This window comes from Variovorax boronicumulans, from assembly GCF_029892485.1.
In the GTDB taxonomy this organism is placed as follows: domain Bacteria; phylum Pseudomonadota; class Gammaproteobacteria; order Burkholderiales; family Burkholderiaceae_C; genus Variovorax; species Variovorax boronicumulans_B.
Window position 1 is genome coordinate 308,871 of record NZ_JARXVG010000003.1, and the last position, 13,778, is coordinate 322,648.

Here is a 13,778-nt window from a genome sequence, read left to right on the forward strand (position 1 = left end):
CTCCTGATCAGGATTCCGCCGGTTCGATGGGCACGCGGCGCTCTCGCACCGTGAGCCACGCACCGGCGGCGCCGCAGACCGCGATCATCGAGATGCCGATGAGCGAATACCGGTCGGGCACTTGCGAAAAAACAAGCCAGCCGCCCAGCATGGCAAAGGCGATCTGTGCATAGAGGTACGGCGTGAGGGTGGAGGCCGGTGCGCGCTGGTAGGCAAGGATCAATATGAAATGACCCACCGTGCCCATGAACCCCATGAGGCACAGCAGCGCCCACCATTCCCACGAGGGCAGGGTGGTCCACACGAAGGGCAGCGCCAGCGAGGCGATGAGCGTGCCGACCCAGCCGGTATAGAAATGCATCGTGAGCGGGTTCTCGGTCTGCGCGAGCTTGCTGGTGAGCACCTGGAACCAGGCGTTGGTCAGCACCAGCCCGATCGGCAGAAGAACGGCCCAACTGAACGCGTCGCTGCCCGGCCGCAGGATCACCAGCGTGCCGATGAAGCCGCCCGCCACCAGCGCCCAGCGCAGCGGCGAGACGTACTCCTTGAGCGTGGTCGCCGCGAGCAGCGTGATCACCAGCGGCGCGATCAGCACGATGGAGGTGAACTCTGCGAGCGGCATGTAGCGCAGGCTCAGGAACGCCAGCGTGCTCGACACCAGCAGCAGCGCGCCGCGCAGCAGCTGGTAGCGCGGATGGCGCGTGCGCAGCAGCGACGTTCCGTGCAGCGGCAACAGCACGGCCGTGGTGGCCACGGCCTGGAAGGCGTAGCGGAACCACACGCCCATCAGGATGGGCACGCCGGCCGTCGACATCTTGGTGGCCGTGTCGAGCGTGGCGAAGCAGGCCACGGCCACGATCACCAAGCCGATGCCCGCGAGGATGCGTTCGGATTCCTTGCTGCGGCTGGCTTGCTGCGCGGCGCGCGCATTCGCCAGCGCAGCGCCGGCCGCGCTGTCGATGCCGGGCCCGGGGCTCTGGCTCACTGCTGGATGCGATGGCCGAGCAGTTCCCACACCGGCGTGAGGGCGCCAGGCAACGGTGGCAGCTTGCCGAGATCGCAATGGCTCTCGTCGGGGCTGTGGAAATCGCTGCCGCGGGATGCGGCGAAATCGAACTCGAGCGCCTTGTCGGCGTACTCGACATATTCGGCCGGCGTGTGGCTGCCGGTGACGACCTCGATCGCCCGGCCGCCATGCGCCTTGAACTCGAGGAACAGCGCGTACTCCTCGTTGGCCGTGAACTTGTAGCGGCCCGGGTGCGCGATCACGGCCATGCCCTTGGCGGCGGTGATCCAGTGCACCGCGTCCTTGAGCGAGGCCCAGCGGTGCGGCACGTAGCCGGGCTTGCCTTCGGTGAGGTACTTGCGGAACACCTCGGAGGTGTCGCGGCAGTGGCCCTGCTCGACCAGGAAGCGTGCGAAGTGCGTGCGCGAAATGAGCTCGGGATTGCCGACGAACCTGAGCGCGCCTTCGTAGGCACCCTGGATGCCGACCTTGGCCAGCCCCTCGGACATTTCCTGCGCGCGCTTGCCGCGACCGCCGCGCGTGTCGTAGAGGCCTTGCGTCATCGCGGCGTCGTCGGGGTCGAAGCCCAGGCCGACGATGTGCACGGTTTCGTTCGCGAAGGTCACCGAGATCTCGGTGCCGGTGAGGTAGCGCAGGCCGTTGGCGCGGGCTGCTGCGGCGGCGCGGTGCTGACCGCCGACCTCATCGTGGTCGGTGAGGGCCCAGAGCTCGACCCCGTTGGCGGCTGCGCGTGCAGCCAGTTCTTCGGGCGTCAATGTGCCGTCGGAGACCACGGAGTGGCAGTGAAGATCGGCATTGAGAATGGAGGACACCCCGCCATTCTAGGGGGTGTGGAACGCCGATGCGGGCGCATGGATGCTGCGCGAGATGCTACTAAATAAATAGCATTACTGCGCCGCTGCATGCGGCTCAGCGCTTCTTGCGGAAAGCCGCCCAGGCGGCTACGGCGGTGAAGCTCGCGACGATCGCCACCACGATCCAGAACCCGTGCTTGTGTTCCGCGAGCGGAATGCCGCCCACGTTCATGCCGAACAAACCCGCCAGGATGTTGATCGGCAGCGCCAGCACCGTCACCACCGTCAGCACGAAGAGGCTGCGGTTGTTGTCCTCGTTGACGTTGGCGGCGATCTCTTCCTGCAGCAGCTTGATGCGCTCCTGCAGCGCCTGCATGTCGCGCAGCACCACCGAGAACTCCTCGGTCGAGCCGCGCAGTTCCTGTGCATCGGGCTCCGACATCCACGACGGCGGGCCTTGCAGCAGGCGAAACAGCGCGGCCGGCTCGGGCGCCAGCAGCCGCTGCAGCCGCACCAGCAAGCGCCGCAGCACACCGAGCCGCGCGCGCTTGTGGTCGAGCCGGCCGGCGAGCAGTTCGTCTTCGATATGGTCGATGCGCGAGGTGACGCCCCGCACGATCTTCACCAGCACATCGGCCTGCGCGCGCAGCAGGTGTTCGAGCAGTTCGGTGCTCGAGCGCGGCGCATCGCCCGCCTTCACCGCCGTGCGCAGCGCATCGACCGAGCGCAGCGGCTTCGCGCGCGCCGTGACCACAAGGCGCGGGCCCACGCTGATCCACAGCGTGGAGATGTCCGAAGGCTCGAAGCTGAACTCGAAGTGCACGTCGTTGATGACCGCGATCAGCGAATCGTCGGCACGCTCGATGCGCGTGGAGGGCAGGCCGTCGTGCAGCGTCTCGTAGAAGGTGTCGGAGAGCTTCGCGTGCCGCAGGAGCCAGCGCTCCGCTTGCGCATGGCTCAGGTTGAAATGCAGCCACACATACGCACCGCTGCCGTCATCGACGGCAGGGTCTTCGGGCTGCGCGCCCAGCCACGCCGCCGCCTGCGCCGAATCGATGGCCCGCGCGGGCTCCGGCGCCGAAGCGTCGAACAGGTAGCCGCATATCAGCCCGGCTTCGTCGCCGCCATACGACCGGGCGGCGAGTTCATGGAATGCCGACAAGGTGCGTGATCAGAAAAGACGGGTGAAGAGCCAGTAGAGCGAGCCCGACAGCAGCATGGCCACCGGCAGCGTCAGCACCCAGGCCAGCGCGAGGTTGCGCAGCGTGGACATCTGCAGGCCCGAGCCGCTGGCCGTCATGGTGCCGGCCACGCCGGAGGAGAGCACGTGCGTGGTCGACACGGGCAGGCCGTACATGTCGGCCGCGCCGATGGTGAGCATCGCCACCACCTCGGCCGATGCGCCCTGCGCGTAGCTCAGGTGCGTCTTGCCGATCTTCTCGCCCACGGTGACCACGATGCGCTTCCAGCCGATCATCGTGCCCAGGCCGAGCGCGATGGCCACGGCGATCTTGACCCACAGCGGAATGAAGCGCGTCGCGTCGTCCAGCTCCTGGCGGAAGGCGTTGACCCGCAGCCTGGTCTCGTCGTCGAACTTCGCGGCGCCGCTCTTGTCGAGGTGGCGAATGGCCTCGGAGGCCAGGTACATGTCGTTGCGCACATTGGCGACGGCTTCGGCCGGCACTGCGGCGAGCGAGCCGTGCTCGCGTACCTGCTGGCCGATGCTGCCGGCGGTCGCGGCCAGCGCGGGTACGACCTTGTCGTTGAACTCGCGGGTGCGCACATAGGTGGAGAGCGTGTCGCGCACTGCGGCCGGCGCCAGCGCAGGCAGCGAGGTCGGCACGTTGCGGTTGAGCGCGTTCTGCGTCATCTCGGCCACGGCCACGAACTTCACCGTCTCGTTGGCGGGCATCGCCCGGTTCAGCGCGTAAGCCATCGGCACCGTGCCGACCAGGATCAGCATGATCAGCCCCATGCCCTTTTGCCCGTCGTTGGAGCCGTGCGCGAACGACACGCCGGTGCAGGTCAGGATCAGAAGGCCGCGAATCCACCACGGCGGCGGCGTGTTGCCCTTGGGCTCTTCGTACAGCGCGCGGTTTTTCACGAAGGCGCGCAGCGCCAGCAGCAGCAGGGCCGCGCAGCCGAATCCCACCATCGGCGAGAGCAGCAGCGAATAGCCCACCTTGGTGGCCTGGCCCCAATCGACGCCGCTGGTGCCGTCGCGACCATGCATGAGCGCGTTGGCGATGCCCACGCCGATGATCGAGCCGATCAGCGTGTGCGATGAAGAGGCCGGCAGCCCGAGCCACCAGGTGCCCAGGTTCCAGATGATTGCGGCGATCAAGAGTGCGAACACCATCGCGAATCCTGCCCCCGAGCCCACCTGCAAGATAAGCTCCACCGGCAGCAGCGCGATGATGCCGAAGGCCACCGCGCCGCTGGACGCCAGCACGCCCAGGAAATTGAAGAAGCCCGACCACACCACCGCGAAGTTCGGCGGCAGCGAGTGCGTATAGATCACCGTGGCCACTGCGTTGGCGGTGTCATGGAAGCCGTTGACGAACTCGAAGCCCAGCGCGATCAGCAGCGCCACGCCCAGCAGGATGTAGGGCACCCAGGTCGTGACCGGTGCGCCTGAGGCTGTGACGTCGCCCACGAGGCTCCACGCCGTGAAGAGCAATCCCGCGGCCAGCAGGCCGACGAAGGTGATCAACGTGATCGGACCCGGCTTGGCGTCGAGCTTGGGCCGGTGTGCCGCAGCGGGCGCGGCCGGCATCTCCGTGTTCGGGGCGGCGAGCGTGTTCATGGGCGGTTTTCTAGGTGTTGGAGTGGCTGCAGATGGTGTTCGCGCCATGTGACAACGGCGTGTCGGCCTACGGAAAGCCGCCGCCAAACCGTCACGCCGCAGTCATACGGGGCGTGCAGCATGCTTTTTTCTTCCCCCACTTCCTCCCTTTTCATCATGCTGACGAGCGCCCTTCCAGACCACGAAGACCTGATGCAACGCATCGCCCGCGACCTGATCGACAGCTACGACGAAGAGCTCGAGCTGGAGATCGAAGACCGCGACATCGACGGGCTCGACGCCGCGAGCGTCAACACCCCCACCGACAAGGCAGCCCGCCAGGCCTATTTCAAGGAACTGTTTCGCCTGCAGGGCGAACTGGTCAAGCTGCAGGACTGGGTGCAGCACAGCAAGCAGAAGGTCGTCATCCTGTTCGAAGGCCGCGATGCGGCGGGCAAGGGCGGCGTCATCAAGCGCATCACGCAGCGCCTGAACCCGCGCGTGGCCCGCGTGGCTGCGCTGCCCGCGCCCAACGACCGTGAACGCACGCAGTGGTACTTCCAGCGCTATGCCGCGCACCTGCCGGCGGCCGGCGAGATGGTGCTGTTCGACCGCAGCTGGTACAACCGCGCCGGCGTCGAGCGCGTGATGGGCTTTTGCAGCGACGACGAGTACGAGGAGTTCTTCCGCACCGTGCCCGAGTTCGAGAAGATGCTGGTGCGCTCGGGCATCAAGCTCATCAAGTACTGGTTCTCTATCACCGACGACGAGCAGCACATGCGCTTTCTCGGCCGCATCCACGATCCGCTCAAGCAATGGAAGCTGAGCCCGATGGACCTGGAGAGCCGCCGCCGCTGGGAGGAATACACCAAGGCGAAGGAAATCATGCTGGAGCGCACCCACATCCCCGAGGCGCCGTGGTGGGTGGTGCAGGCGGTCGACAAGAAGAAGGCGCGCCTGAACTGCATCAGCCATCTGCTGGGCCAGTTGCCGTACCAGGAAGTGGCGCATCCGCCGGTCGAGCTGCCGGCGCGCGAGCGGCACGACGACTATCTGCGCCAGCCCGTGCCCGCCAACATGATCGTTCCGGAAATCTACTGAAGGGCAGGGCTTTGCGGCGGTTTGGCCGCCCGGCGCTTTGCCTGCACACTGCGCCATGGCCCGTCGTTCCACCGCTTCCGTCTTTGCCCGCGCCTACGAGCGCAACCTGAAGGCGCTCACCAAGATCACGCTGAGCAACAGCAAGCGCGTGGCAGGCCAGGTGCAGCGCGCGACGGCCAAGCGGCTCAAGCCGCCGCCCGGCAAGGGCGACTGGCTCAGCGGCGTGGCGATCGGCGCGGGCGGGGCGCGCGGCTACCACCTGTTCCGCCCGGCCGACCTGCAACTCAAGCCCGGCGAGAAGCTGCCGCTCATGGTCATGCTGCACGGCTGCGGCCAGACCGGGCGCGACTTCGCGGCCAGCACGCGCATGAACGCGCTGGCGGTGCGCCAGCGCTTCCTGGTGCTCTATCCGGAGCAGGACCGGCTCGCGCATCCTCAAGGCTGCTGGAACTGGTACGAGCGCCGCTCCGGCAAGGCCGACGCCGAGGCCGCGACGCTGATGGCCGCGGTCGACCAGGCCTGCGTGCTCTACCCGGTGGACCGCGAGCGCATCGCGCTGGCCGGCCTCTCGGCCGGCGCCAGCATGGCGGCGCTGGTGGCCACGCGCTACCCGAACCGTTTTCGCGCCGTCGTCATGCATTCGGGCGTGGCGCCCGGCGCCGCGAAGTCGTCGGCCACCGCGCTCGGCGCGATGCGCGGCCAGAACGTGCCGCCCATGCCCGCCACAGCGGTCGGCAAGGCGATGGGCGCCGCGGCCGTGTTCGCGACCCTGCCCCCCATGCTCGTGCTGCATGGCGATGCCGATGCGGTGGTGGCGCCCAGCAACGCCGTCAACAGCGCCGCCGTATGGGCGACGGCCATGGGCGCGCGGCCCGGGTTGCCACGCGACGTGCAGCGCGGCAAGCGCCGCCCGATGCGCGTGACCGACTTCAAGCGCAAGGGCCGCACGGTGGTCTCGCTGTGCGAGGTCGCGGGGCTGGGGCATGCGTGGAGCGGAGGTGCGTCGAAGCTGCTGTTCAGCGATGCGGCCGGGCCCGATGCCACGCGCATGACCTGGGCCTTTGCGATGGTGCAGTTCAAGCATGCGGCCAAGGCCCCGAGCTGACGATGGCAACTTGCCCAATCTGGGCACGCTCATACCCAGATTGGGTTTCTTCCCTCGCCCGTGCCACACTCGCCGCCCAACGACAGGTGTGCCATGGAATCCGATCTGAAACCGCTCATCCGAGCCCTGCGTGACTTCGCCCAGGCCCGCAACTGGGGGCAGTTCCACTCCCCAAAGAACCTCGCATCGGCGCTCTCGGTGGAAGCGGCTGAGCTGCTGGAGCATTTCCAATGGCTCACCGAAGCGCAGAGTAGATCGCTCCCGGCAGAGAAGCGCGCCGAGGTCGGCGCCGAAATGGCGGATGTGTTGCTCTATCTGCTGCAGCTCGCCGACAAGCTCGACATCGACCTGGTCGATGCAGCCCGGCGCAAGATGGTGGTCAACGCGCAGAAGTACCCGGTCCCCGTCGATCCGCCCGCCTGAGTACCTCCGTGTACGCCACCCGGCGTATTTCCCCTTGTTGGTGCATTCCGCAGACTCCTCTCCATCGCCAGCCACACGCTGTCGACAAGGTTCAACCCACCGGAGCAGGAGTCCACATGCAACGTCGTTTCACACTCAAGGCGCTCACCGCCGCCGTCGCGCTGGCCAGCATTTCTGCTGCGCCCGCATTCGCTGCCGACACCATCAAGGTCGGCGTGCTGCACTCGCTGTCGGGCACGATGGCCATCTCGGAAACCGTGTTGAAAGACACGGTGCTGATGGCCATCGAAGACATCAACAAGAAGGGCGGCGTGCTGGGCAAGCAGCTCGAGCCCGTGATCGTCGACCCGGCCTCCAACTGGCCGCTGTTCGCTGAAAAGACCAAGCAGCTGCTCGGGCAGGACAAGGTCTCGGTGATCTTCGGCTGCTGGACCTCGGTGTCGCGCAAGTCGGTGCTGCCGGTGGTCGAGGAAATGAACGGCCTGTTGTTCTACCCCGTGCAGTACGAGGGCGAAGAGCTCTCCAAGAACGTGTTCTACACGGGCGCCGCACCCAACCAGCAAGCCATTCCGGCTGTCGACTACCTGATGAGCAAGGAAGGCGGCGGCGCCAAGCGCTGGGTGCTGCTGGGCACCGACTACGTGTACCCCCGCACCACCAACAAGATCCTGCGCGCCTACCTCAAGAGCAAGGGCGTGAAGGACACCGACATCGACGAGAAGTACACGCCCTTCGGCCACAGCGACTACCAGACCATCGTTGCCGACATCAAGAAGTTCTCGGCCGGCGGCAAGACGGCGGTGGTCTCCACCATCAACGGCGACTCCAACGTGCCCTTCTACAAGGAACTGGGCAACGCGGGCCTGAAGGCCAAGGACGTGCCGGTCGTCGCCTTCTCGGTGGGCGAGGAAGAACTGCGCGGCGTGGACACCAAGCCGCTCGTGGGTCACCTCGCCGCATGGAACTACTTCATGTCGATCAAGAACCCGACCAACACGGCGTTCATCAAGCAGTGGAGCGACTACGCCAAGGCCAAGAACATCGCCGGCCACAAGGACAAGCCGCTCACCAACGACCCGATGGAAGCCACCTGGATCGGCATCCACATGTGGAAGCAGGCGGTCGAGAAGGCCAAGTCGACCGACACCGACAAGGTGATCGCGGCGATGGCCGGCCAGACCTTCACTGCCCCCTCGGGCATCGTCTCGAAGATGGACGAGAAGAACCATCACCTGCACAAGAGCGTGTTCATCGGCGAGATCAAGGCCGATGGGCAGTTCAGCGTGGTGTGGAAGACGCCGGGTCCGGTCAAGGCCAAGCCTTGGAGCCCGTACATCGAAGGCAACGACAAGAAGCCGGATTACCCCGCTGGCAAGTCGATGTAAGTGTGTTTCTCCCTCCCCTTCGGGGGAGGGCAGGGGTGGGGGCTGACGGCGGTCGATTCGAGCACTGCGCTTGTCCAAGCGCCGCTTGCCCCCATCCCAACCTTCCCCCGGAAGGGGAAGGGGCTAACCCCAACTTCCAGTCTCATGATGCTTCGACGAACCCTTCACTGCGCATTCGCCGCCATGCTGCTCATGGCAACGGCCGCCCACGCGCTGACCGCCGACGAAGCCCGGGCCATCGCCTCCGGCGAGTCCGAAGCCCGCATCGCCGCGCTCAACAAGGCCGTTCTCACCGCCGACGACAAGACCGCCGCCTTCATCCAGGCGATGTCCGACGACGCCGTGAAATACACCGAAGACAAGGTCTTCGTGATGAAGGACGACAAAGGCTACGACCCCGTCACCGGCACCGAGCTGAAAGTGCCCGACACCGCCGAAGACGTCGTCAACAACAACCTCATGCGCGGCGCGCTCGATGCTGCGCAGGCTGCGCTCAAGCTCACGAGCACCGACGACGCGGTGCGCGCCGAAGCCGCGCAGGCGCTCTTCAAGGAGCCTGACGAATCCCGCATCCCCATGGTCGAGAAGGCGCTGGCCGCCGAGACCAACCCCAAGATCAAGGCGCAGCTCGAACTCGTGCGCGCCGCCGGCATGCTCACCAGCGCCGACAAGGCCAAGCGCCTCGCGGCCGCCAAGGAACTGGGCAACAACCGCAATCCCGACACCAAGCTGCTGCTGAACCAGCGCCTGGCCGACGAGACCGAGGCCGACGTGAAGACGGCCATTGCCGCATCCATCGCCAACATCGACGGTGCGCTGGTCTGGGGCGATCGCATCAACGCCGTGTTCAGCGGCATCAGCCTGGGCTCCGTGCTGTTGCTGGCCGCACTCGGCCTCGCCATCACCTACGGCCTCATGGGCGTCATCAACATGGCGCACGGCGAGCTGATGATGATCGGCGCCTACGCCACCTACGTGATGCAGGGCATCTTCCAGAAGTACATGCCCGAGGCGGCGTTCGGCTGGTACCTGGTGGCCGCCATTCCCGTGTCCTTCCTCGCGTCGGCGCTCGTCGGCGCGGTGCTCGAACGCGGCGTGATCCGCTTCCTTTATGGCCGGCCGCTGGAGACGCTGCTCGCCACCTGGGGCATCAGCCTGATGCTGCAGCAGCTCGTGCGCACGCTCTTCGGCGCGCAGAACGTCGGCGTGGAAAACCCCGGCTGGATGAGCGGCGGCTTCACCATGTTGAGCAACGTCACGCTGCCGTGGAACCGCATCTGCATCATCATTTTTGCGGTGCTCGTGCTTCTGGCGATGGGCTGGCTCATCGGCAAGACGCGCCTGGGCCTCTTCGTGCGCGGCGTCACGCAGAACCGCCCGATCGCGTCGTGCATGGGCGTGAACACCGCGCGCATCGACACCTACGCCTTCGCGCTCGGCTCGGGCATCGCGGGCCTCGCGGGCTGCGCGCTGAGCCAGATCGGCAATGTCGGTCCCGACCTCGGCCAGAGCTACATCGTCGACAGCTTCATGGTGGTCGTGATGGGCGGCGTCGGCCAGCTCGCGGGCACCGTGTATGCAGCGCTGGGGCTGGGCATTCTCAACAAGTTCATCGAAGGCTGGGCGGGCGCGGTGCTCGCGAAGATCGCGGTGCTCGTTTTCATCATCATCTTCATCCAGAAGCGCCCCCAAGGCATCTTCGCGATGAAGGGCCGGAGTGCAGAGGCATGAGCAAGGTCGTGTTACCAACCAAAGGCCCGCTGCTGAGCGGCAAGGGCTGGACAGCCTTCTTCGTCGCGCTGATCGTGGTGTGCGCGGTGGCGCCGGTGCTCAACATCGTGGTGCCGGTCGACAGCCCGCTGCACATGAGCGACTACGCGGTGGCGCTGGTCGGCAAGATCATGTGCTACGCCATCTGCGCGCTGGCCATGGACCTGATCTGGGGTTACACCGGCATCCTCTCGCTGGGCCATGGCCTCTTCTTCGCGCTCGGCGGCTACATGATGGGCATGTACCTCATGCGCCAGATCGGCCGCGACGGCAACTACAAGAGCGACCTGCCCGACTTCATGGTGTTCCTCGACTGGAAGACATTGCCCTGGCACTGGACCTTCAGCGACAGCTTCATCGCCACGCTGATCCTCATCGTCGCGGTGCCGGGCCTCATCGCCTTCGTGTTCGGCTTCTTCGCCTTCCGCTCGCGCATCAAGGGCGTGTACTTCTCGATCATCACGCAGGCCATGACCTTCGCGGCCATGCTGCTGTTCTTCCGCAACGAGACGGGCTTTGGCGGCAACAACGGCTTCACCGACTTCAAGCGCATCCTGGACATCCCGATCGCCACGCAAGAGATGCGCATGACGCTGTTCGCGCTCACCGGCCTCACGCTGCTGGGCTTCTTCCTCTTCGCGAAGTGGCTCATCGGCAGCAAGTTCGGCCGCGTGCTGCAGGCCATTCGCGACGCGGAAACGCGCGTGATGTTCTCGGGCTACAACCCGCTGCCGTACAAGCTCACGATCTGGGTCATCTCCGCCGTGATGTGCGGCGTGGCCGGTGCGCTCTATGTGCCGCAGGTCGGCATCATCAACCCGGGCGAGATGAGCGCAGCCAACTCCATCGAGATCGCGATCTGGGCGGCGGTCGGCGGGCGGGCCACGCTGATCGGGCCGATCATCGGCGCCTTCATCGTCAACGGCGCGAAGAGCTGGCTCACCGTCGCGTATCCGGAGTACTGGCTGTACTTCCTGGGCGCCTTGTTCATTGCTGTCACGCTGTTCCTGCCGAACGGCATCGTGGGGTTGGTAAAGAAGTGGTTGTCGCGCGAGAAGGCGGCACCAGCCGCACCGAGCGCAGGCCGGGAAGAAGCGCAACGCGCCATGGCCGCAGGGCAGGGCATGGAGCCCGAGGCGCTCCATGCGCCGCTGGCCACCGACGTGAAGGGAGCCCGCGCATGACGCCCGACCTGATGGAAGCCGGCGCCGAGCGCGCGGCCCGCGCAAGCGGCATTCACTCCGCGAGCGGCAGCACCGAATCGGGTGGCCGCGAGGCCGGCTTCGGCCGCATCGCAACGCCGGGCGAAGTCGACATCACGCACGGCCGCATCCTGTACCTCGAAGACGTGAGCGTGAGCTTCGACGGCTTCAAGGCCATCAACAAGCTCTCGCTGGACATCGCACCGGGCGAGCTGCGCTGCATCATCGGCCCCAACGGTGCGGGCAAAACCACGATGATGGACATCATCACCGGCAAGACCCGGCCCGATTCGGGCACCGTGTTCTTCGGCAGCACCATCGACCTCTTGCGCCACCGCGAAGCCGACATCGCCCAGTTGGGCATCGGCCGCAAGTTCCAGAAGCCGACGGTGTTCGAGCACCTGACCGTGTTCGAGAACCTGGAACTCGCGCTCAAGACCAACAAGGGCGTACGCGCGTCGATGCTGTTCAAGCTCGATTCGGCGCAGAGCGACCGGCTGGCCGAAGTGCTGGAGACCATCCACTTGGCCGACAGCGTCTCGCGCCTGGCGGGCAACCTGAGCCACGGCCAGAAGCAGTGGCTCGAAATCGGCATGCTGCTGATGCAGGACCCGAAGCTGCTCCTGCTCGACGAGCCCGTGGCCGGCATGACCGACGAGGAAACGGCGCGCACGGCAGAGCTCTTCCTCACGCTCAAGGGCAAGCACTCGCTGATGGTGGTGGAGCACGACATGAGCTTCATCCGCACCATCTCCGAGATCGTCACCGTGCTGTGCGATGGCTCCGTGCTGGCGCAGGGAACGCTCGACGAAGTGCAGGCCGATGAACGCGTGATCGAGGTTTATCTTGGGCGATGAAATGGTCGCTGTTGCTGTTCGGGGCACGGCGACGGGGGCTGTCCCTTTGGGCGGCCGACGTCACCGGCCCTTCGGGCTTCCCTGCGCTGCTCACGACGGGCGGGGTCTCGCCGAACTCGCTTCGCTCAAACAGCGGCGAGCCCTGATCCGCCCGTCGCTGCGCTGCTCGGCGGTGCCTCAACGGCCACCCAAAGGGACAGCCCCCGCCGCCGTGGTCAGAGCGGTCGTGTGTTCCCCGGGCTTCCTCCCTCTCCCTCCGGGCGAGGGCAACGGCATCCAAGCCACGACAAGCGCCCGGTATGCGGCACGGCCCGGACAGCCCCTCTGTGCCGCCGAGGAGCGCAGCGTTTCGCGGATCAGGGCTCGCAGCTGTCTGAGCCGCAGGCGAGTTCTGCGAGACCCCGCGAAACGCGAGCACCGCAGGGAAGCCCGAAGGGCCGGCACAGTGGGGCTGTCCGGGCCGTGCCGCATACCGGGTGCGTCTCAAAAACACCAAGGCGCAAAAAAATGCTGACAGTCAAAAACATCCACCAGTACTACGGCGGCTCCCACATCCTCCGGGACGTGAGCTTCCAGGCAACCCTGGGCAAGGTCACCGTGCTCATGGGCCGCAACGGCGTAGGCAAGACCACGCTGCTGAAATCGCTGATGGGCCTCGTGCCCATCAAGAGCGGCAGCATCGAGCTCGAAGGCAAGCCGATCCAGAAGGCCACGCCTTACGACAGGGCGAGGGCGGGCATCGGCTTCGTGCCCCAGGGCCGCGAGATCTTCGCGAGGCTCACGGTCGAAGAGAACCTGCGCATGGGGCTCGCCTACAAGAGCGGCAGCACCCCCATTCCTTCGGAACTGTTCGAACTGTTCCCCGTGCTCGAGCAGATGATCAACAGGAGAGGCGGCGACCTCTCCGGCGGCCAGCAACAGCAACTCGCCATCGCACGCGCCCTCGCACCCAAGCCCAAGCTGCTCATCCTCGACGAGCCCACCGAAGGCATCCAGCCCAGCATCATCAAGGACATCGGCCGCGTGATCCGCATGCTGGCCGATCGTGGTGACATGGCCATCGTGCTGTGCGAGCAGTACTACGACTTCGCACAGGAACTGGCCGACGACTACCTGGTGATGGAGCGCGGCGAGGTCATTGCGCGCGGCCTGGGTAAGGACATGGAAGCGCAGGGCGTGCGCCAGCTCGTGGCGATCTGATCTTCGGGAAAGGGCTGCTCCAGGCCCTGCCGATACCGGGGCATTGGCATCTGCGTATCGGTCGATTTCAGGGTTTACCCTAAAATTCGGGCCTGCCCGTCGCCGCCGGGCACCCCTCCCAGGAGCCTG

12 protein-coding genes are annotated in these 13,778 nt (G+C 66.2%); 8 read left to right on the forward strand and 4 right to left on the reverse strand.

Annotation, left to right across the window (positions count from 1 at the left end; all coding sequences use genetic code 11):
- Window positions 1-7: 7 nt before the first annotated feature.
- From M2282_RS09380 to M2282_RS09395, 4 genes are all read right to left on the reverse strand, one after another.
- Window positions 8-985: a DMT family transporter gene (locus M2282_RS09380; protein ID WP_280808500.1), complete on the reverse strand. Its 978-nt coding sequence runs from the start codon at window positions 983-985 to the stop codon at window positions 8-10.
- The gene (locus M2282_RS09385; protein WP_280808501.1) at window positions 982-1,839 is read right to left on the reverse strand and encodes a 3',5'-nucleoside bisphosphate phosphatase; all 858 of its coding nucleotides are present in this window, start codon (window positions 1,837-1,839) and stop codon (window positions 982-984) included. Before M2282_RS09385 ends, M2282_RS09380 begins: the two co-directional genes overlap by 4 nt.
- A gap of 97 nt (window positions 1,840-1,936) precedes the next feature.
- Entirely contained in the window at window positions 1,937-2,983 is a 1,047-nt protein-coding gene (locus M2282_RS09390) for a transporter (RefSeq protein WP_280808502.1), read from the reverse strand.
- Between the two features lie 9 nt (window positions 2,984-2,992).
- A complete protein-coding gene (locus tag M2282_RS09395; protein ID WP_280808503.1) occupies window positions 2,993-4,627 on the reverse strand; it encodes an inorganic phosphate transporter in 1,635 nt (544 codons plus the stop codon).
- A gap of 156 nt (window positions 4,628-4,783) precedes the next feature.
- Here M2282_RS09395 and ppk2 point away from each other — a divergent pair, with 156 nt between their 5' ends.
- From ppk2 to urtE, 8 genes are all read left to right on the forward strand, one after another.
- Window positions 4,784-5,707, forward strand: a complete 924-nt coding sequence (ppk2, locus tag M2282_RS09400; protein WP_280808504.1) for a polyphosphate kinase 2 — start codon at window positions 4,784-4,786, stop codon at window positions 5,705-5,707.
- A gap of 55 nt (window positions 5,708-5,762) precedes the next feature.
- The gene (locus tag M2282_RS09405) at window positions 5,763-6,812 is read left to right on the forward strand and encodes an extracellular catalytic domain type 1 short-chain-length polyhydroxyalkanoate depolymerase (RefSeq protein ID WP_280808505.1); all 1,050 of its coding nucleotides are present in this window, start codon (window positions 5,763-5,765) and stop codon (window positions 6,810-6,812) included.
- A 93-nt stretch (window positions 6,813-6,905) separates the two neighbouring features.
- Window positions 6,906-7,235, forward strand: coding sequence for a nucleotide pyrophosphohydrolase (locus M2282_RS09410; RefSeq protein ID WP_280808506.1), 330 nt, complete (start codon window positions 6,906-6,908; stop codon window positions 7,233-7,235).
- Window positions 7,236-7,351: 116 nt separating this feature from the next.
- Entirely contained in the window at window positions 7,352-8,620 is a 1,269-nt protein-coding gene (urtA, locus tag M2282_RS09415; protein WP_280808507.1) for an urea ABC transporter substrate-binding protein, read from the forward strand.
- A 183-nt stretch (window positions 8,621-8,803) separates the two neighbouring features.
- Complete coding sequence (urtB, locus tag M2282_RS09420) at window positions 8,804-10,351, forward strand: urea ABC transporter permease subunit UrtB (protein ID WP_280808508.1); 1,548 nt, start codon at window positions 8,804-8,806, stop codon at window positions 10,349-10,351.
- Window positions 10,348-11,574: an urea ABC transporter permease subunit UrtC gene (gene urtC / locus M2282_RS09425; protein WP_280808509.1), complete on the forward strand. Its 1,227-nt coding sequence runs from the start codon at window positions 10,348-10,350 to the stop codon at window positions 11,572-11,574. The genes urtB and urtC overlap by 4 nt, the downstream gene beginning before the upstream one ends.
- The gene (urtD, locus tag M2282_RS09430; RefSeq protein ID WP_280808510.1) at window positions 11,571-12,449 is read left to right on the forward strand and encodes an urea ABC transporter ATP-binding protein UrtD; all 879 of its coding nucleotides are present in this window, start codon (window positions 11,571-11,573) and stop codon (window positions 12,447-12,449) included. Before urtC ends, urtD begins: the two co-directional genes overlap by 4 nt.
- Window positions 12,450-12,956: 507 nt before the next feature.
- Window positions 12,957-13,649: an urea ABC transporter ATP-binding subunit UrtE gene (gene urtE, locus M2282_RS09435; RefSeq protein ID WP_280808511.1), complete on the forward strand. Its 693-nt coding sequence runs from the start codon at window positions 12,957-12,959 to the stop codon at window positions 13,647-13,649.
- Window positions 13,650-13,778: the final 129 nt, after the last annotated feature.

What these genes read in the sequence shown, in the direction of transcription:
- M2282_RS09395 (WP_280808503.1), bottom strand. Translation starts at nt 4,627, where the DNA reads ATGAACACGCTCGCCGCCCCGAACACGGAGATGCCGGCCGCGCCCGCT.
- ppk2 (WP_280808504.1), top strand. Translation starts at nt 4,784, where the DNA reads ATGCTGACGAGCGCCCTTCCAGACCACGAAGACCTGATGCAACGCATC.
- M2282_RS09405 (WP_280808505.1), top strand. Translation starts at nt 5,763, where the DNA reads ATGGCCCGTCGTTCCACCGCTTCCGTCTTTGCCCGCGCCTACGAGCGC.
- M2282_RS09410 (WP_280808506.1), top strand. Translation starts at nt 6,906, where the DNA reads ATGGAATCCGATCTGAAACCGCTCATCCGAGCCCTGCGTGACTTCGCC.
- urtA (WP_280808507.1), top strand. Translation starts at nt 7,352, where the DNA reads ATGCAACGTCGTTTCACACTCAAGGCGCTCACCGCCGCCGTCGCGCTG.
- urtB (WP_280808508.1), top strand. Translation starts at nt 8,804, where the DNA reads ATGCTGCTCATGGCAACGGCCGCCCACGCGCTGACCGCCGACGAAGCC.
- urtC (WP_280808509.1), top strand. Translation starts at nt 10,348, where the DNA reads ATGAGCAAGGTCGTGTTACCAACCAAAGGCCCGCTGCTGAGCGGCAAG.
- urtD (WP_280808510.1), top strand. Translation starts at nt 11,571, where the DNA reads ATGACGCCCGACCTGATGGAAGCCGGCGCCGAGCGCGCGGCCCGCGCA.
- urtE (WP_280808511.1), top strand. Translation starts at nt 12,957, where the DNA reads ATGCTGACAGTCAAAAACATCCACCAGTACTACGGCGGCTCCCACATC.